This is a genomic window from Anaerocolumna xylanovorans DSM 12503 (assembly GCF_900143645.1).
In the GTDB taxonomy this organism is placed as follows: domain Bacteria; phylum Bacillota; class Clostridia; order Lachnospirales; family Lachnospiraceae; genus Anaerocolumna; species Anaerocolumna xylanovorans.
In genome coordinates this window covers 42,351-62,998 of sequence record NZ_FRFD01000009.1, presented here as the reverse complement: position 1 = coordinate 62,998, position 20,648 = coordinate 42,351, and the positions used below count along the sequence as shown (strand labels likewise).

The window sequence follows — 20,648 nt, the reverse complement described above, 5'->3', positions numbered from 1 at the left end:
AAAATAATCATGATACAAGTTAATAATCTAACAGATTAAGAGAATATTAAAAATAAAATAATTATAAAAATAATAATCATTATTGAAATTATCAAAGAGTAGGGTTATAATGGTGTAAAGATTTTAGAAAAGGAGGAAGACTATGTACAATATTTTGATTGGCGGTGCAGCAGGTCAGGGAATTGACACCACTGTTGCAATACTGGAGAAACTTTTAAAACACTCTGGTTATTATATCTATACCACCAGGGATTTTATGTCCCGTGTACGCGGCGGCCACAATTTTTCTATGATCCGTTTTGGAACAGAGAAGATAACTTCTCATAGTGACAGAATAGATGGCATTATTGCTTTAAATGATGAGACCATTCATCTGCATAAACATAAACTAACAGAGAAGGGATTTATTCTTTGCGACAGCGGCTTATCCTATGCAGAACCCGGAGCAATTAAGCTGGACATGGAAAAACAGGCAAAGGAGCTTGGAAATATAAGAGTATCCGGTATTATAGGCATAGGTGCTGTGCTAAAGCTTTTTGGCGAACCGTTTACATATGTGGAAGAAGTCATGGAAAAAATCATAAGGAAGGAACTCTTAGAAATCAACTTAAAAGCCATGCAAATTGGCTATGACAGTGTCACACCTGTATTCAGTCATCTTGACGGACCTTTTAAGGATTACATGCTGATATCCGGCAGTAAGGCTTTAGGGCTTGGTGCAATAGCCGGCGGGCTTAAGTTCTACTCAGCCTATCCTATGTCACCTTCTACGGCGGTTATGGAATACCTTGCAAGAGTAGGGAATGAAGCAGGAGTGGTAGTAGAACAGGCGGAGGATGAAATTGCTGCTATTAACATGGCCCTGGGAGCTTCCTATACAGGTGCCAGAGCAATGACAGGAACCAGCGGCGGAGGCTTTTGCTTAAAGGTTGAGGCACTTGGATTTTCCGGAATAGCTGAAATTCCTCTGGTTGCAGTGGATGTACAGCGCCCCGGACCGGCTACGGGACTTCCGACCAGAACCGAACAAAGTGATCTGAAGTTCGTTATATCGGCAGCACAAGGGGAATTCCCCCGGATGGTTATTGCCTTAAGAAATCAGGAGGATGCCTTTTACCAGACAGCCAGAGCGCTTAATATGGCTGAAAAGTACCAGATACCGGTCATTCTCTTAAGTGACCAGTATCTTGGTGATACAACCGCCTGCGTAAAACCTTATGATACATCGGGGATTACCCTTGTAAAACATGCCGAAGAGGCAGAGGGTGAGTATCTGCGGTATAAGATTACAGAGGATGGTATCTCTCCCAGGCTGATACCTGGAATAACAGAGCATTTGGTTGCGGTAGACAGTGATGAGCATGATGAAAGAGGTTTTATCACGGAGTCAGCCGAAGTTCGTAATGCTATGATGGATAAGAGGATGAGAAAGCTTGATAAACTGATAGAAGAATTACAGGAGCCGGAGTTTATCGGGGAAGAAGACTGCAAAGTCTTATTATTAGGCTGGGGTTCCACTTATGGTCCTATTACGGAGGCGGTTACTACTTTAAATAAGCTTGGAAAGGGCAGTTTTGGTGCCCTTGTCTTTGGGGATATTTATCCTCTTCCCAAAAAGCATCTGAAAAAGTATGCCAAGGGCAGGATATTGATTAATGTGGAACAAAATGCTACCGGCCAGCTTGCATCTTTGATAAGAGAAGAGGCCTGCATAGACTGCAATAGGAGCATTTTAAAATATGACGGCAGACAGATTTCCGGAGAGGAAATCGTAAAGCAGGTTTTGGAAGGAGGTTTTTAACTGTATGGGTAAATTTCAAACTTACGAGACGGCATGGTGCCCCGGCTGTGGCAACTTTGCCATATTAAACAGTTTAAAAACAGCCCTTGAAGAGCTTGATAAAGAGCCAAGAGATGTATTAATGGTAGCCGGTATCGGCCAGGCGGCCAAGACACCGCAGTATATCAGCGCAAACAGTTTCTGCGGGCTTCACGGAAGGGCTCTTCCTGCGGCTGTGGCAGCCAAGATTGCAAATGAAAAACTTACGGTAATCGTAGATTCCGGTGACGGTGATTCCTACGGTGAAGGCGGAAATCATTTTATCCATAACATCAGACGAAATGTGAATATTACCCATTTTGTTCATGATAACCAGATATACGGGCTTACGAAAGGGCAGGCATCCCCCACCAGTAAGGAAGGGCATGTTACCCCGGTACAGACAAGCGGCAGTATCAATGTACCGCTAAATCCCGTGCTGATGGCAATTGCTGCGGGAGCCGGATTTGTTGCAAGAGGCTTCAGCGGAGATGCAAAGCAGTTAGTAACCCTGATGAAGGAGGCTATTTTGTATCCCGGTTATGCGTTTGTGGATATCATGCAGCCTTGTATCAGCTTTAACAAGATAAATACTTTTTCTTATTATAAGAATACTGTCAGACCTCTTAGTGAGGATTATGACCCTGCGGATAAGAAAGCAGCTATACTTATGGCAATGGAAGAAGAATGGATTCCTACGGGAATACTTTACCGTGAGGATAAGCTGGATTTTCACAGAAAGCATAAACTCTTAAAAGAAGGTAAGACTTTAATAAAACAGGAGCAAAATCAGAATGTCCTTGAAGACCTGATTCAAAGTTTTATCTAAGAATCCGTATGAAGTCAGTAAGGAAGGGCAGTGTGGATTGTTTTGTTAAGCACTGCCCTCCCTGAAAATAAATAATTTATTATAGGAGGTTAAAGATGGCAGTTAAAAATGCAATGACCAGTGATTTTCTACATTCTGCTTATGGCGGAGAGAGCATGGCGCATATGAGGTACTTAACCTGGGGAACTATGGCCGAGAAAGAAGGTTTTCCTAACATAGCTAAATTATTTGAGGCGATTGCCTATGCAGAAAGGGTACATGCTAATAACCATTTCAAGGAAATCGGAGGCAATACGGCAGATGCTACCGTAGTAGCAGGGGCAGTATTCGGAACCGGTAAAACCGTAGACAATCTGCAGGGAGCTATCAACGGAGAGCTTCATGAGGTAGAGCAGATGTATCCCGTTTACCTGAATGCAGCAGAGTTCCAGGAAGAAAAGGGTGCACAGAGATCCTTCCATTTTGCTCTGGAAGCTGAGAAGATTCATGCGGAATTATTCAAACAGGCACAGGATGCGGCAAAAGGCAATCAGGATATTAAACTAGAAGCAGTTTATGTCTGTCCTATATGCGGACATACCATATTGGATGGTGCGCCTGATAACTGTCCTGTATGCGGTGCAAAGAAAGAAATGTATAAGAAGTTTTAATGAATGAAAGAAGGGGCTGTCGCACTAAGTATTAGTGCGCAGCTTCTTTTGACTGTAAAAAAATTCTTGCGATGGCGAGAAACATAAACAAACTACATAACAAGATTCAAAATGGAAAGACTGGAATGCATTTATTATGCGTTTATGATGGAGCAACGCGACTAATTGAAGCAATATTAATGTGAAAATAATTATTGGAATAATAATCCTCTTTTTTACAGTAGTTGTTTGTTTTATAATTGTAGGGACCATTCATTTCAAGAGTGTGAAATGTTTGTGTCTAAGAAAGTAAATTATAAACTTTATAGGGGGATTTTATGAGATCATATAGAATACTTAAAAAATCATTAGGAATGTTATTGATCGTAATACTTTTCGTTGTACAAATTTTTAGCAGTTCTGTTATAGTACAGGCAGATACAGGATATGATAAAACGGCGCCAATTCTGAATGGATTAACAATCTCAAATGCAGATAATATTGACACGGAGAAAGGAATGAAAATTACCTTTGATTTGAAAGAGGACGGAGTAGGCGTAAACAATATAATTATCTATTTTAAAGGGCAAGAAAGTGGAAAGATAAGGGTTTTACAGTATTTTGCATCACCAGATGAAGGAATAAATCCATTATATTCGGGAAAGACAACGGTGACTTTATCATTTAATGAAAAATTCTTCTATGAGGAGATGTACTTTTTAGAAGATATCTATTTATCTGATGCGAATGGAAATATTAGTGAATACAGCGTTCAAAAGGGAGCAGAATGTTTAAAAAATTCAACATCTAAAATAATTGTTACACATTCAACAACTACAGATTTTACGGAACCTAAACTTAACAATATGACTATAGAAAACGCGGACAATATTGATTCTTCAACTGGATTAATTAACATAAATGTTGATACTATAGATGATGGAAGTGGGATAAATGATATTACTCTATCATTTAGAAATGAAAAAAATGCGCTTTTCTATGTACACTGGCAGGTTTACAGCATATACCCTGATGGAAATGAACTACATACTGGTAAGTATAATCTAATAGCTATGATTCAGGATCCTTTAGTAGTGGGTTCTTATACACTTGAAAGGGTCACTTTGTCTGATCATGGCGGCAATTATACAGAGTATACTCCGGACTCTCCTGAATGGAGTAAGTTCACACAGAAAATTACTGTTACTAAATCAAACTATGAAGTAAGTACGACACCTACTATTAAGTCTATTAATCTTGATAACACAACAATAGTAACACCGGATTGTCTTGAGGTTCCTATAACTATAACTACGGGTAAATATGGTGTGAGCTGTGTATTTATTATATTAATTAATGAAGAAGGAGGAAATGTATTCCTATCATGGTACTCGGATACACCAATAATGAGCGGAACCTATAGATTGAAGTTTCCCATAGACCCATTTCAAGGAGAAGGAAAATATAAAATTGATTATATTCAAGTTTCTCCAGCTGTGGGAAGCGACGTAGCGTATGATAGAAAGGATTTAAAAAAGGTAAGCGGATTTATAGATCCAACTATAACAATTAACAGCGCTTTCGATATAACTTATAATGGAGCGACTGGAAATGTTGATGCGGCAGTACTTGCAATTAATTCCATGAATGAAGGGCAGACTGCAGTATTGGATTTTCGTAATAACAATAAAGCAGATAAAAGACTTTTTCAAGCAATTGCCGGAAAAGATAAAACAGTTGTATTTGAGAATAATGATGTACAATGGATATTTAACGGCAAGGACATTAATCCGGATAATTGTAAGACTATCAATCTGAATGTAAATATCAGTAAGAAGAGGGGTTCGGATTATGGATGTGCAAATGATGATTATATCCTTCGTATGCAATATGCTGAGAATGGGGTTCTTCCCGGAAAAGTTCAGATGCGTATAAGTAATGAATTTTTAAAGGAAAAATATAAGGTCACATCGGATATGATATTATCTTATTATGATCAAGCTCCTGATGTGCTTGATACAGACGTTGAATGTGCTGGCGATGGCTATACTGAATATGAGATTAGTCATAATTCTACTTACATATTATCAGCAAATATGCCGGTGTTAAACTTTCCTCAATTAGTAAAAGCTAATTGCGTGAAATATTCTTATATTAAACTAAATTGGAATAGGGTAGCTGGAGCAAATGGATATTATATTTATCGCTCTTCTAGCAAGACAGGTGGCTATAAGAAAGTTGGCACTGTTACAAATGCCAGTCAATTAACATGGTCAGATAAATCTATTTCAATCGGTAAAACATATTATTATAAGATTCAAGCACGAGGGGCTAAAAATAATATTAAAGCAAAATATAGTGCTGTAATATCTTGTACAAATGCTCCGTCTGTTACGAAAGGCCTGAAGTTGTCCAGTAAAAGTAAAACATCCCTGAAACTTACCTGGGCAAAGCAGACTGGCGTTACTGGTTATAAAATTTACCAATATAAAAACTCAAAATGGATTGAGATAAAAACAATAAAAAATTATTATACAACGTCAAGTACAATGAAAGGACTTGCGTCCGGAACAACATATAAATTTAAGATTAGAGCATATAAAACGAGTAATAAAAAGATTGCCTATGGTGCCTATAGTAAGGTAATTACTGTATCTACAAAATAATCAAAATGGTAATTAAAAGTATATTGAAAGTCTAAGTTTTTCTAACCCCCCGAATGTAGATAAGGAAAGGGGATTTTTGGGGAAAAGGAAGCTGCCACTTCACGATTTATCAATCGTTAAAGCGACAGCTCCTTCTTCTGTAAGGGGACTTTCATTACAGCAGGAAACATATCTTTCTTATTGCAGAAGCCTTGGGATGTTAAGAAGACCCCAGCCCTGTTTGGCCCAGGGATAGCCAAGGTCTATGGCACAGTCCCTTAGTTTAAGTTTAACTTCTTTATTGGTAAGTGAGGGATACACAGAAAGTAAAAGAGCAATTGCACCGGTCACAATGGGAGTAGCCATGGAGGTGCCGCTCTTGACGGTATACATCAGATTGGAATAATCATTTCTGGGATTATTTAAAACATTGTAGCGGTATCTTTGGTAATTCTTCATGGTGCCGCAGGATACGATGTTGGAACCGGGAGCTACGATATCCGGCTTCTTTACACAGGAAGCGGTAGGTCCTCTGCCGGAATAGTCCATTGTTTTGTTGCCGAAAAGCTCCACGGTAATCCGGTCGTCTGAGGAGCCGACGGTAATTACTTTTCGGCTGATGCCGGGAGTGGAGATGGACATGGGGCCGGGACCGTTATTACCGGCAGCAACTACGACGACAATACCTGCATCCCAAACAGCGTTAACACCTTTTACTAACAGAGAATTTTCATCGGCGTTATCTTTGGTAGTGGTGCCAACGGATATGTTGACGACCCGGATGTTATATTTAGCCTTGTTATCAATAATCCATTGCAGGCCGGCTAAAACATCCGATATATTCCCGTCACCCTTTTGATCTAACACCTTGATGCTGATAATATCGCATTTTGGGGCAATGCCGCAGTACCTGCCCCCGGAGAGAAAACCGTTTCCGCCAATGATACCGGATACATGGCTTCCATGCCCGTTATCGTCATAGGGTTCAATGCGTCCGTGTATCAGATCGTAAAAGGCCCTGATGCGGTTTTTTCCTTCTACAAAATCTTTATGCATGCAGATTCCGGTATCTACGACCGCGACCCCTACATTTCCCCCCATAATATTTCTGTCATGTGCCCATTTCAGATCTATAATATCCGCAACGCGGTTCATCTGTGCCGTAATATGGGTATCCAGTTCGTAACTCCACAATTGATTTTCTGACTGGAGGTTCTTTAGCATATCCGGCTCCACCTCTATAACATAAGAATCAATCATAGGCAATTTATATTTTAGCTTACCCATAGAAGCAACTTCGTTATAGTTATTTTCATAATCACTGCAGCGGACAATAATCTGTACCTTTTCTTTTTGATTCATATGGCAGCCATTCTTTCCTTTCGGTCTTATTAATCTTATGAGGATTCTTCTTGTCTTTATGCGAAATATCATTTAAAATCATGAAACTATTTTCCTCTATCCAGACAAACCAAAAGGTCTGCAGACATAATATCACTTTACAATTATTTTATAAAATGTTTATTTTTTATTTATTGATTAATTGTTATATATGTTGTATAACAATTAATGTAAATAGAACAAATAAACAAACAAGAGGACCGACACAAGGAATGGCCCTTACAGGAAAAGGAGTGATTTTTATGTTAAGACCTATGCTATATGAACAGACAAAACCAGCTTTATTTAGCAACCTGTTTGACAATTTCTTTGATGATTTTTTTAACCGTTTTGACAGAGGAAGCACGGATGTGCTTGATAAAGGGGACCATTATCTCTTACAGGCAGAGCTTCCGGGCTTTAAGAAGGAAGATATCTCTGTCAACCTTGAAAATGATATGCTGATTATTAAAGCAAATCATCAGGAAGAGGTGAAGGAGGAAAAGGGAAATTATATCAGAAGAGAGAGAAACCTAAGTTCCTACCAGAGAGCTTTTTCTGCAGCAGGAGTTGATAAAGACAGAATAATGGCATCTTATAATAATGGTATACTGGAGGTTACGCTTCCAAAAACGGATGCCATAACCGATAGTGGCAGAACAATTGAAATACAGTAACTATGACTTAAAGCATGGTAATTCAAAGGCTGTTTTGATGAGATAAGGAGCTGCAGATGCAGCCCCTTATCTCCATCGGAACAGCCTTTTTACATTATCTTTACAATATGGCCATATAGGATTTACAGGGAATTGTTAGATTAATTCTGAATAAGAAAACGGGGTTAAGATGGAGGCTATATGAAGAATAATACAAAAGAAAAAAAGCAAAGAATGGCCAAAAAGAGGAAGAGCAGCAGAATTCGTATAAAGGATAGGATAAATCAGATTTATGATTTACCCATAGGAAAGAGACTTAAGATTATCTTTGGTTATATAGGCATAGTAGTTTTATTAATGGTAGCAGTATCACTGGTAAATATCATATCATTAAGGAATATGACCAATGAATTTCATTCTCAGATTTACACCACAGAAGAAAGAATATTAAAGGCGCAGGTTTCTATGAAAAACATAGAAAACAACATTTACCGCAGTTATATTACTAAGAATAAGAATCTGTGCAGTAAATATATCGAAAGCTCCGAAGCAGAATATGGCTTATTGGATTCCTACATAAAGCAACTGTCTTCCATTCCTGTATTACAAAAAGGGAAAAACAAAGAGACAATAAAAAGCCTGCAGCTGGAACTTAAAAAAGCGGACCGCTATAGACAGGAGATATTAAAGAGTGCTAAAGTATTTGACCAGGATAAAATATACAGTACCTATAAAAATGATTATGTCCCCATACACAGCCATATGCTGGAAGAATTTGAGGAATTAGAAAATTTCACCGCTTCCTACGGACAGCATTTTATGCAGGTCACCAATATTAAAGTTGCAGTCAGCATTGGTCTTTTCCTGCTGCTGTTTGCTGTTGGAGCTCTTAGTTGTATTCACATACTGAAAAGAACAATCAAGAGTATTATAAAGCCTGTGGACAGCATCATGACGGTAATGAAAGAGATAGCGGATGGTAATTTAGGTGTGGAGCTGCACATAACTTCTAAAGATGAGATGGGAATCCTGTGTCAGGGGATTATGATAACAATAGAGAAATTGAATAACTACATTAATAATATTACTTATGTAGTAAAACAATTAGAGCAAAAGAATCTTGCCGTATTGGTAGACCTTGATTATGAAGGGGATTTTAAGCCGATAAAGACATCTCTTGAAAATACAATCCTATCCTTTAAAAAGGTGATAGAAGCAATATCTCTGACTGCAAGGGATATAACAACCGGTTCTGCCCAGATAGCACTTACTGCCAAAACTGTGGCAGATGGAAGTGTGGAACAAAACAACAGAATAAATAGCTTAATGGGAGAGGTTGAAGCGATTGTTGAGATGATAAATACAAATACTTTGCAGACCGGTCAGGTCAGCGAACTCACAAAAGCAGCTGTAAGTGCAGCCAGAGAAGGTGATGGCAGTATGAAAAGGGTGTTGGAAGATATGGAGGTTATAAAGCAGCAGGCAGAAGAAATATCCCAGATTATTGCCGTTATTGAGCAAATAGCGGAACAGACCAATCTTTTGGCGCTTAATGCAGCGATAGAAGCTTCCAGGGCAGGTGAAAATGGAAAAGGCTTTGGGGTAGTAGCATCCGAAATCGGAAAATTAGCTGCCAGATGCAGCCAGGCGGTGCAATCCACTTCTGGCTTAATAAACAGTACCGTAAATGCTATTCGGTCAGGAGCAGAACAAGCAGACAATACAGCGGGGAATTTTAAAAGGATCGTGAAAGTGGCAGAAGAGACCAACGATGTAATGGAAAAGCTGGCCCATAATACCAGTGGAATAGAAAATGAGCTAAAAAATACCCATGTATTTCTTAAAGGTATAACACCGATCATTGAAAAAAATGCTGCAGCTGCACAAGAAAGTGCTGCTATGAGTGAAGAATTTATTATTCAGGCGGACAAGCTGGAAGGGTATTTAAAGGAATATTCCATGAGCTAAATACTGTTATTATATTTTTTAAAAGAAGGAAATAACAGACACAAAACCGCGTATCTATCATATTTATATGGTAGGAAGCGAAAAAAAGCTTCCCTTATATTATTGTGCAGGATATTTTGTCCTGAATTCATGAAAGGAGCTTTTTGCATGAACGCTGGTTTTAATTCATCAGATCCTGGAAAAGCAGGTAAGCGTCTAAAAGATGATAAATCTACCGTTTCGGCAACCGGTTTAAACGGTGGATGGAATACAGGCCGTCCTGGCGATTGCTGTGGACAGATTCCTTCTTGCCCGCCTCCTTGTCCGCCTCCTTGCCCACAACCCGGCCCTCCTGGCCCTCCCGGCCCGCAGGGTCCTCAAGGCCCTCAAGGCCCGTTAGGTCCCATGGGTCCTAGAGGTCCGGCAGGCCCGGCAGGCCCGCCCGGTCAGCAAGGTCCGGCAGGAGCTACGGGAGCCACAGGATCCACAGGACCGGCAGGAGCACCTGGTCCGATAGGTCCTACAGGTCCCCAAGGAGAACAAGGTCCTATTGGTTTGACAGGAGCAACAGGCGCCACAGGTCCGGCAGGAGCAACAGGACCGCAGGGAGATCCCGGTCCGGCAGGTCCGCAAGGAGAAGCAGGCCCGGCAGGTCCACAGGGTCCGGCAGGAGCCACAGGTCCGCAAGGCCTGCAAGGAGAAGCAGGTCCGGCAGGTCTGCAAGGAGAAACGGGAGCCACAGGTTCGCAAGGTCCGGCAGGGGCTACAGGCCCGGCAGGTCCGCAGGGGCCACAAGGTCCAACAGGAAACACAGGAGCCACAGGAGCATCAGGTCCGGCAGGAGCTACAGGCCCGGCAGGTCCGCAGGGAGAACAAGGCCCGGCAGGCCCGGCAGGAGCCACAGGAGCCACAGGTCCGCAAGGTCCGGCAGGAGCCACAGGCCCGCAAGGTGAAACCGGGGCCACAGGAGCCACAGGAGCATCAGGCCCGGCAGGTCCACAAGGTCCGGCAGGAGCCATAGGCCCGGCAGGTCCGCAAGGAGAAGCAGGTCCGGCAGGTCCTCAGGGAGAAACGGGAGCAACCGGAGCCACAGGTTCGGCAGGAGCCACAGGCCCGGCAGGTCCGCAAGGAGAACAAGGTCCGGCAGGCCCGGCAGGAGCCACGGGAGCTACAGGTCCGCAAGGCCCGGCAGGAGCCACAGGTCCCCAAGGTGAAACAGGAGCTACAGGAGCATCAGGCCCGGCAGGTCCACAAGGTCCCGCAGGAGCCATAGGTCCGGCAGGTCCGCAAGGAGAAGCAGGCCCGGCAGGTCCGCAGGGAGAAACGGGAGCAACTGGAGCTACAGGTTCGGCAGGAGCCACAGGCCCGGCAGGTCCGCAGGGAGAACAAGGCCCAGCAGGAGCTACGGGAGCAACCGGAGCCACAGGCCCGCAAGGTCCGGCAGGAGCTACAGGCCCGCAAGGTGAAACCGGAGCTACCGGAGCCACAGGAGCATCAGGCCCGGCAGGTCCACAAGGTCCGGCAGGAGCCATAGGTCCGGCAGGTCCGCAAGGAGAAGCAGGTCCGGCAGGTCCGCAGGGAGAAACGGGAGCAACTGGAGCCACAGGTCCGGCAGGAGCCACAGGCCCGGCAGGTCCGCAGGGTGAAACAGGGCCGGCAGGAGCAACAGGAGCCACGGGAGCAACTGGAGCCACAGGGCCGGCAGGAGCCACAGGTCCCCAAGGTCCGCAAGGAGAAGCAGGTCCGGCAGGTCCACAGGGAGAAGCAGGCCCGGCAGGTTCGCAAGGCCCGGCAGGAGCCACAGGTCCAGCAGGTCCACAGGGAGACCCAGGTCCGGCAGGAGCTACGGGAGCAACAGGAGCTACAGGGCCGCAAGGTCCGGCAGGAGCCACAGGCCCGCAAGGCGCGCAGGGAGACCCAGGCCCGGCAGGTCCACAGGGTGAAGCAGGTCCGGCAGGAGCCCAAGGCCCGGCAGGAGCCACAGGCCCGCAAGGCGCGCAGGGAGATCCCGGTCCGGCAGGTCCGCAAGGTCCAGCAGGTCCACAGGGACCGCAAGGCCCTCCAGGACCGGCAGGAGTCAATTCTTACGTTTTCCGTTATAGTACAAATTCTGACAGAACCATAGCCGGCGGTGCTGAATTTGTATTTGATAGCGGAAATGTTCCGAGTTCGCCTGTTGGTATTTTATTGCCCAATACTACGGATACGGTATTGACGGAAACAGGCGCATATCTTATTACGTTTGAAGCAAATGTATTAGGAACTCTCACATCTGTGTCCATTAATCTTAATGGAACACCAATCCCGGGAGGAACTACTGGTGATACAGCTACAACGATAAGAGTAGAAATCACTGCAATTGTAGAGGTAACTACCGCACCGGCTACTATAACAGTTACGAACGATTCTTTTATTTCCATTACTTTCCCTGATCTTGCACCAGGCAGCGTAGTAGCAGCTCTTACAATTTTAAAATTATCATAATAGTTAACAATAAGGCGCCCGGTCTTAAGGACGCCTTGTTGTTGTGTATTTTGCCTGGGTAAAGTTTATTGCCTATATTGGCGTATAAGCAGGTCAGCCGGGATGTATACTTAATTTGTAATAGACGGGAGAAGTATTAATTTATAATTAGTAAAATATGATATTTTACTAAAAGATAATAAAGTGAAGAAATGAGGAAATTAGACAATTTAAACAGAATAGCTATTCAAAAAATTAAAAAGATATATATGTTTTTGAGATAATATAATTAAAATCGATAAGTTGGAAAATATTTTAAGTAAAAATAATATATTTTACTTAGTAAAACAGTTGACTTTTACTATATGGATATATTATAATACAAATATCAAAAACATATAATTTATTGGAGGTATTCATATGAAAAAGAAAGTTTTTGTAGCAACAGCACTTGTAATTGCTATGGCAGCTTCCCTTATGGGGTGTAAGGCGTCGGACAAGCAAAATGCGGACGGAGTAAAAAGCATTCGTTTTGCTTCCTGGGATAACAGCAAAGACCTGGAAGAACAGCAGAAACTAGTAGACAAGTTCAATGAAGCACATAAAGATATCAAGGTAACTCTGGAAGCCTACGGCAGCGACTTTGACACAAAAATAGCAGCGGGCATGGGTTCAAAGGATGCACCGGACGTTATGTATATGTGGAATTATCCTGCTTATTATGAAGGACTGGAACCTCTTGATTCCTACATTGAGAAGGAAGGACAGACTTATAAGGATAATTTCTATGAGACATTGTGGAGCTATAACAAGATGGGGGATACCATTTATGGAATTCCGGTAGGTTTTACCACACATGTTTTGTACTATAACAAAGATATTTTTGATGCAGCAGGAGTTGCTTATCCTACGGCAGAATGGACGTTTAAGGAATTAGCGGATGCTGCTAAGAAGCTTACCGATACCAGTAAGAACATCACCGGGTTTGGCTTTAAACGAGTTCCGGATCCCTATGATTTTGAAATGTATCTGTGGAGTAATGGCACGGCACTTTCCGATGATAAGGGTAATTTGAAAGATTATGTAAACAGTGACGCGTCTGTTCAGGTACTTAGTACCTTTCAGAACATGGAGAAGGAAGGCATCGCTGTAGCCACAGATAAAGACGGCACAGATGAGATGCTGGCAGGTAAGATAGCAATGTATATTAACGGTTCCTGGCCGATTTCTTCCTTCAATGATGCGAAACTGAATTATGGCGTTGTGCAAATTCCTATGTTTAAGGAAGGAAGTCCGTCTGTCAGTATATTAAGCTCTTCCGGGCTTGCCATGTCAAAGGATTCTAAGAATAAAGATGCTGCCTGGGAATTTATTAAATACTGGACCAGCGAAGATTTAAACAAAGCGCGTATTCAATATGAATTACCGGTTTTAAAATCTGTGGTACAATCAGAAAGTATTGAAAGCGATGCAATAAAAGGTGTTTTCTATTCCATGTTACAGCAAAGTGAAGGATATACACCTACCTCCTTTAAGACCCAGGAGTGGAGTGAGATATCGGATGCTTTGAGTACAGCATTTGAGCGGATCTTCAATTCTACCGTATATGATGACCCCAAAACAGTACTGGATGAGGTGGCAGAACAGTAAGGACAAAAAGGTCCGATTGATGGAAAAGGTGAATGACGCATGAAAAGAAAAGGAAGATTACGAAAAGCTACCCCCTATTTATTTATATTGCCCTGGATTGTCGGATTTTTGGTTTTTACACTTGGCCCTCTGTTATTATCTCTGGTAATGAGCTTCTTTAACTGGTCGATTGTATCAAAACCAAGCTTTGCAGGCTTTGGAAATTACATTGAAATGTTTACAAAAGACCCCCAGTTTTATAAGTCCCTGGCTATCACACTGAAATTTGCAGCAATCTTTGTGCCCCTTAATCTGATAATAGCATTGGCTCTGGCCATGCTTATCACACAGCCTGTAAAAGGAGTTACGGTTTTCCGTACCATTTATTACATTCCGGCTGTTGTATCGGGAGTTGCTATTTCCATCATCTGGGGATGGATATTAAACGGAGATTACGGGATATTGAACTACTTTTTGTCCCTTATCGGAATCAAAGGACCGAAGTGGCTTGTAGATCCGGCATGGGCACTCTTTGCAATCGTTCTGGCAAGTGCCTGGGGCGTTGGTACCATGATGCTGATATTCTATACGGATATCAAGAACATACCCATAGATCTATATGAAGCAGCTTCCTTAGACGGAGCCAGCCATGTAGGGCAGTTCTTTAAGATTACCATACCCATCATAACGCCAACCATATTATTTAATGTAATAACCTCTTTAATATCAGCTTTGCAGCAACTGACTCTGGTGCTTTTGCTAACGGGAGGAGGACCCCTTAAGTCTACCTATTTCTATGGTATGTTCGTATATAACAACGCCTTTAAGCATCATAAGCTCGGGTATGCCAGTGCCAATGCATGGGTTATGTTTATCGTAATATTAATTTTGACATCGATTGTGTTCAAATCCTCTTCCGCATGGGTGTTCTATGAAACGGAAGTAAAGGAGGGGAAAAAGAAATGAAGACTTCAAAAAAATATAAAGTAATTATGTATGTTATTTTAGGCGCTGTTGCCGTATATTTTCTGTTTCCCCTTCTATGGATGATTTTAACCGCCTTTAAGACGGAAGCAGAGGCTCAGGGCTATCCTCCCAAGTTCCTGCCGGACAAATGGCTTATCAGCAACTTTGTTACAGCATGGCAGTCACAGGAATTTACCCGCTTTTTGATGAATTCCGTGCTGGTAACCGTTATGACGACCATAGGGCAGATACTTTCCTGCTCTTTGGTGGCCTACGGTTTTGCAAGATATAATTTCCGATTTAAAAATATATTGTTTATGATACTTTTAGCAACCATGATGATTCCCTGGGATGTAACCATGATTCCCATGTACATGGAGTTTAAGGCTTTTGGCTGGATTAACTCCTTAAAGACCCTGATTGTCCCCTCCTTTTTCGGGTCAGCCTACTACATCTTTTTATTAAGGCAGTTTTTAATGGGAATACCAAAGGATTTTGAAGAGGCAGCCAGAATTGACGGCGCCAATGCTTTTGAAATCTATTCCAGAATCTTCATGCCAATGATGAAGCCCCAGCTGATATTAATCGGAATCTTAAATATTCTGACGGTTTGGAATGATTACCTTGGACCGTTGATTTTCTTACAGGACAGAAGCAAATACACCCTGGCATTAGGACTGGCTTCCTTTAAAGGGGTACATGAAACACAGATTATACCTTTAATGTGTATTACAATTATTATGATAATTCCGCCGGTCTTAGTATTTATTGCCGCTCAGAAATACATTGTCGAAGGTAAGAGCGGAGCGATTAAATGACAGGAGGAACCAATATGGAACGACAGAAGAAACGGTGGGAAGACCATACCGTTATGCATATTAACAGACTTTTAGGGCATGCGGCCTTTGACCGCTATCCGTCCTATGAAGCAGCTCTAAGGGAGGATAAAAGTAAACGGGACGTAATAAGCTTAAACGGCAGCTGGGACTTTTTATACCTGGAGGCTCCGGAATATTCCCCTTCGGACTTTTATAAGCCGGAAGCAGATACAAAGGAATGGGGTACCATAACGGTACCTTCCTGCTGGCAGCTTAAAGGCTACGGGCAGATGCACTATACCGATGTATTGTATTTATTCCCCATAAATCCTCCTTATGTACCGACGAAAAACCCTACTGGTATTTACAGAAGAAGCTTTGCAGTAGGAGAGGAATGGCTTAACAACCGCACAATTATCAAATTCCACGGAATAGAAAGTGCCTATGACCTGTGGGTAAACGGACAATATGTCGGTTACAGCAAGGTCAGCAGGATGTCAGCAGAATTCGACCTGACAGGTATTATAACGGCAGGAGAGAACCAGATTACCGTAAGAGTGTACCAGTGGAGTGACGGTACCTACTTAGAAGATCAGGATATGTGGTGGTTAAGCGGTATTTACAGGGATGTGGAACTTATCAATATGGGCCATACCTGTATACGGGACTGCCATATAGAAACAGACTTGAATGAAACCTATGAAGATGGTATTCTTAAAGTTAAGGTTCTTATGGATAAACCTTCAGGGGATACCTCTCTGCAATGGGTATTGCTTGATGAAGAAGAGAAGACTATTTCGGAAGGTTCGCTGGCAAACATAAGTGAAACAACCGGAATCCATATTCCGGTAGAGAAGGTTAAGCTCTGGAATGCGGAAAAGCCTTATGGATATACCTTCCTTCTGATGAGATATCAGGGGGAAGAATTAAAGGAAGCCATACCTTTTTATGCAGGCTTTCGTAAAATTGAAATCAAAGGAAGTACCTTTACTGTAAACGGAAAGGCAGTGCTGTTAAACGGTGTTAACAGGCATGATTTTGACCCGGAAAACGGCAGGACAGTAACAAAGGAGAATATGCTCTCTGATATCTTACTGATGAAGCAGCATAATATCAATGCAATCCGCTGCTCTCATTATCCGGCTAATGAGTACCTTTATGAGCTTTGCGACCGGTATGGACTTTATGTGATAGATGAAGCGGATTTAGAGTGCCATGGCTTTGAGCTTTCAGGCGAATATAACCGTATCAGCAACGACCCTTCCTGGGAGAACGCTTATGTGGACCGCGTCAAACGAATGATTGAAAGAGACCGCAACCATCCCTGTATCATCATGTGGTCTCTGGGAAATGAATCAAGCTTTGGCTGTAATTTTGAGAAGATGGCACGTATTGCAAAGGAACTGGATCCTACAAGATTAATACACTATGAGGGTGATTCAGAAGCAAAAGTGACGGATGTGTATTCTACCATGTATACAAGGTTAAATAAGCTGATTGAAATAGGCGAAGGAGACCAGGGGGAGAATAAACCCCATGTCATGTGTGAATATGGTCATTCCATGGGAAACGGTCCGGGAGGACTTTTCGAGTACCAGCAGGTATACCGGAAATATGAAAGACTTCAGGGCGGCTTTATATGGGAATGGTTTGACCATGGAATTGAGACCAGGAGAGATAATGGAGAGATTTATTATAAATACGGCGGAGATTATGGAGATACACCAACCAACGGGAGTTTCTGCATAGACGGGCTTCTATTCCCTGACCGTACTCCAAGCCCTGCCCTGAAGGAATACAAGCACGTTATTGCTCCGGTAAAAGCAGTGCTAAAAAGCTGGGAAGACAGGCTTATTGAGGTGGAGAACTGCTATGATTTCTTAAGCCTTGAACATCTGGAATTACAGTGGAATATAAGCTATGATGATAAGGTGCTTTTTGAAGGAGAGCGGAAGGACTTAAATGTATTGCCGGGAACAAAGCAGGAAATGAAGCTTTCCTGTGGTCCAATCACGCCTTTGCCAAACACGGATTATTACCTGAATCTTATCTTTGTATTAAAAGAGGATACTTCTTATGCCAAAGCCGGTCATCTGGTAGCAAGAGAGCAGTTTCACCTGCCTGTTTTTCTGGAAGAAAGAAGTAAATATTCAGAGAAAGACAGTTTTAACGTGGTTTCCGGTGAAACAGAGATTGTCATTCAGAATGAAAACACAGAGGTTGTATTTAATACGGTTTACGGAACATTGGTATCCTACAAGGCATATGGCAGGGAACTGGTTAATAAGGGACCGGAATTGACGGTTGACAGAGCTATTATTGATAATGACATGTACAAGAAAGAGGATTGGAGAAACAAGTATTTTCTTCAACTGTCCAGTGAACAGTTAGAGGCCATGCAGATAGAGCAAAAGAAAGAGAATGTTGTGGTAACTTTCTATAAGTATTTCTCCTGCTTAAATCAATCCTGGGGGTACTATTTAATATACCGCTATCACCTCCACAGTGACGGAAAGTTAGAATTAAAGCTAACAGGAGAAGTGAGAAAGGAAGGCGAAATATTCCCTTCCATGCTTCCAAGAATCGGAATAGTCTTTCATACGCCAAAGCTTACGGAAGTGGCCTGGTATGGTAAGGGCTATGAAGAGAATTACTGTGACAGTGCCAAGGCAGCCTTTATGGGGGTCTACAGAGGAAATGTCGGCAGCTTCCATACGGATTACGCATATCCCCAGGAGAATGGGCACAGGGAACAGGTCAAGTGGTTCAGTTTAACGGACGGTAAGGAAGGTCTGTTAATAAAAGCTGCAGGTCCTGTGGGCATCAATGTACATGACTATACAAAAGAAGCTCTGGAAAAGGCAGCACATATTGGATGTATTGAGAAAAGTGATGATGTTGTTGTGAATATAGATTACAGGCAATCGGGACTTGGCAGCAACAGCTGCGGAGAGGAACAGCTGGAACCTTACAGGACAGCGCTTGAGGATTTTAAGATACATCTGGAATTCTCTAAGGTGAAGGCATTTGATGAGATAGCAGAAAGCAAGAAGATATACTTTTAACGGAGAGGTAGTGTGAAAAATAAAAAGCATTTCACACCCTGATTTGAGGCAATAAATCATCTGCAAGCAGGTGATTTATGCCATGGGAGCTATTATGAAATTTGATATCAGAAAAATTCCCTTCAGCCGCTTTGGCTCTTACTTTGCCATATCGGAAGAAGAAAGCAGCGGCCGGTGGTATCTTAGAGATCTTCATGGAGGAGATGAAGCTGTCTCCAATATTTATGAGATCCTATTCCCGGAAGCGGAAAACGCTGCTATTGAAGTAGAAGCCACAGAAACCCTGCTCATATTCCGGCAGAAGGATGAAGAAAAAAGAAGTGTGTCCATCGTGTTTGGAAAAGAAAACACCGTACACATAAAGCTTAGCGGTATGTCCCTTTATCTGAAAGCCCTGGGAGGAAAATACGACAGCCTTGTTCCTTACGGCAAAAATAAGTGGGAACATACCTTATATTCCAAGGAGAGAAGAATCCTCTTTACAGTAGAAGAGGGATATGCAAAGAGTTACGGCACATGGAAGATGACAGGGACAGAAGGAGCCGGGATGCTGTTTACACCGGAAGAAGAGGCCGGATATATTGTCCTTGAGAATTACCGTACGGTTTGGAAGAAGAAGGAGTATCCATCTTTTGAAGAGGTACAGGAATGTCTTAAGGAGGAGTACAAAAGATGGCAGAATTCCATGCCCGGTATCCCGGGAGTATACGAGGAAGAGACCGCTCTTGCCCGTTATCTTTCCTGGACTAATTTTATAGGCAGGGAAGGAGTGCTAAAAGAGCCTTCTATGTACAGCTCCAAGAACTGGATGTTTAATATATGGAGCTGGGACAATTGCTTTTCAGCACTGCCTTTAAGCTATGAACAGCCGGAGTTAGCCTACAGCCAGTTGAAAGTTTTCTACGGAATACAGGATGTAAGCGGCTGTTATCCCGATTATGTAAATGACAGGTTTTATTCCTACAGCTGCTGCAAGCCTCCCATCCACGCCTGGACCTTTCAGAAAATACGAAAGAATAACGGCTACTTTGATGAAAAGGAAAGAATTACAGAATCCTATGAAAGCTTTAAAAAGGTGGCAGAGTATTGGGTGAACTGCCGTATCAAACAGGAAGGGGCACTGCCGGAATACAATCACGGAAATGATTCCGGCTGGGATAATGCATCTGTGTTCCATCAGGGAGTACCGGTGGAGGCACCGGACCTTACAGCTTATTTGATTCGGCAGATGGATATTTTAAGCGGTATGGCAGCAGAGCTTGGTAAGGAAGAAGATAAAAATTATTTTAAAGAAACTGCAGACAGGCTCTTTGACACTTTGATGAAGAGATTATATAATGGAAGAAAATTCATTGCACGCTCCGTTACTACCGGGCAGCCTATCACACAGGGAGACAGCCTGCTTTTGTACCTGCCGGTTGTTATTGGATACCGTCTGCCGGGAGAAATTCTTGACCGGATGGTTTTGGATTTGGAGGAAAGGTTTGAGGCTGTTTACGGATTATGCACAGAAAGCCTTGCAAGTCCCTTCTATAAAGAAGGGGGATATTGGCTTGGACCTGTATGGGCACCGGTTACGTATATTATGCTGGATGCTTTGCGGGAAAACGGCTATGAAGAGTTTGCAAGGCGGCTTGCTGAAAAGTTCGTAAAGCTTGCACGTATTGGACTCATGGCGGAAAATTATGATCCGGTTAACGGAAAGGGCTATGATGATCCTGCCTTTTCCTGGACTTCCTGTGTTTTTCTGCAATTACTAAAAGAATATCCGGATATTCAGGAAAGAGGTTAGGTTGAAAAAT

At 42.6% G+C, this 20,648-nt stretch carries 13 protein-coding genes; 12 read left to right on the top strand and 1 reads right to left on the bottom strand.

From position 1 onward, the window contains the following. Positions 1 to 142 precede the first annotated feature (142 nt). From BUF11_RS15250 to BUF11_RS15235, 4 genes are all read left to right on the top strand, one after another. The gene (locus BUF11_RS15250) at positions 143 to 1,801 is read left to right on the top strand and encodes a 2-oxoacid:acceptor oxidoreductase subunit alpha (RefSeq protein WP_073589720.1); all 1,659 of its coding nucleotides are present in this window, start codon (positions 143 to 145) and stop codon (positions 1,799 to 1,801) included. Positions 1,802 to 1,805: 4 nt separating this feature from the next. Next, a complete protein-coding gene (locus tag BUF11_RS15245) occupies positions 1,806 to 2,648 on the top strand; it encodes a 2-oxoacid:ferredoxin oxidoreductase subunit beta (protein WP_073589719.1) in 843 nt (280 codons plus the stop codon). Between the two features lie 95 nt (positions 2,649 to 2,743). After that, positions 2,744 to 3,298: a rubrerythrin family protein gene (locus tag BUF11_RS15240; protein WP_073589718.1), complete on the top strand. Its 555-nt coding sequence runs from the start codon at positions 2,744 to 2,746 to the stop codon at positions 3,296 to 3,298. Positions 3,299 to 3,615: 317 nt separating this feature from the next. Then, positions 3,616 to 5,943 carry a fibronectin type III domain-containing protein gene (locus BUF11_RS15235; RefSeq protein ID WP_073589717.1) on the top strand — a complete coding sequence of 776 codons (2,328 nt, stop codon included), beginning with the start codon at positions 3,616 to 3,618 and terminating at the stop codon, positions 5,941 to 5,943. Positions 5,944 to 6,120: 177 nt separating this feature from the next. Here BUF11_RS15235 and BUF11_RS15230 read toward each other — a convergent pair whose 3' ends face one another. Continuing rightward, a complete protein-coding gene (locus BUF11_RS15230; RefSeq protein ID WP_073589940.1) occupies positions 6,121 to 7,077 on the bottom strand; it encodes a S8 family peptidase in 957 nt (318 codons plus the stop codon). Positions 7,078 to 7,565: 488 nt separating this feature from the next. Here BUF11_RS15230 and BUF11_RS15225 point away from each other — a divergent pair, with 488 nt between their 5' ends. From BUF11_RS15225 to BUF11_RS15180, 8 genes are all read left to right on the top strand, one after another. Next, positions 7,566 to 7,979 (top strand): Hsp20/alpha crystallin family protein, encoded by a 414-nt coding sequence (locus BUF11_RS15225; protein WP_073589939.1) that lies wholly within the window; start codon positions 7,566 to 7,568, stop codon positions 7,977 to 7,979. Between the two features lie 180 nt (positions 7,980 to 8,159). Then, positions 8,160 to 9,926: a methyl-accepting chemotaxis protein gene (locus BUF11_RS15220; protein ID WP_073589716.1), complete on the top strand. Its 1,767-nt coding sequence runs from the start codon at positions 8,160 to 8,162 to the stop codon at positions 9,924 to 9,926. Positions 9,927 to 10,073: 147 nt separating this feature from the next. Further along, positions 10,074 to 12,389 carry a collagen-like protein gene (locus BUF11_RS24950; protein ID WP_139243427.1) on the top strand — a complete coding sequence of 772 codons (2,316 nt, stop codon included), beginning with the start codon at positions 10,074 to 10,076 and terminating at the stop codon, positions 12,387 to 12,389. Between the two features lie 399 nt (positions 12,390 to 12,788). Further along, positions 12,789 to 14,018: an ABC transporter substrate-binding protein gene (locus BUF11_RS15200; protein ID WP_073589715.1), complete on the top strand. Its 1,230-nt coding sequence runs from the start codon at positions 12,789 to 12,791 to the stop codon at positions 14,016 to 14,018. A 39-nt stretch (positions 14,019 to 14,057) separates the two neighbouring features. Further along, positions 14,058 to 14,963 carry a carbohydrate ABC transporter permease gene (locus BUF11_RS15195; RefSeq protein ID WP_073589714.1) on the top strand — a complete coding sequence of 302 codons (906 nt, stop codon included), beginning with the start codon at positions 14,058 to 14,060 and terminating at the stop codon, positions 14,961 to 14,963. Beyond that, the gene (locus tag BUF11_RS15190) at positions 14,960 to 15,781 is read left to right on the top strand and encodes a carbohydrate ABC transporter permease (RefSeq protein WP_073589713.1); all 822 of its coding nucleotides are present in this window, start codon (positions 14,960 to 14,962) and stop codon (positions 15,779 to 15,781) included. Before BUF11_RS15195 ends, BUF11_RS15190 begins: the two co-directional genes overlap by 4 nt. A 14-nt stretch (positions 15,782 to 15,795) precedes the next feature. Continuing rightward, positions 15,796 to 18,846, top strand: a complete 3,051-nt coding sequence (locus tag BUF11_RS15185; RefSeq protein ID WP_073589938.1) for a glycoside hydrolase family 2 TIM barrel-domain containing protein — start codon at positions 15,796 to 15,798, stop codon at positions 18,844 to 18,846. Between the two features lie 94 nt (positions 18,847 to 18,940). Beyond that, complete coding sequence (locus BUF11_RS15180; RefSeq protein ID WP_073589937.1) at positions 18,941 to 20,638, top strand: amylo-alpha-1,6-glucosidase; 1,698 nt, start codon at positions 18,941 to 18,943, stop codon at positions 20,636 to 20,638. Positions 20,639 to 20,648: the final 10 nt, after the last annotated feature.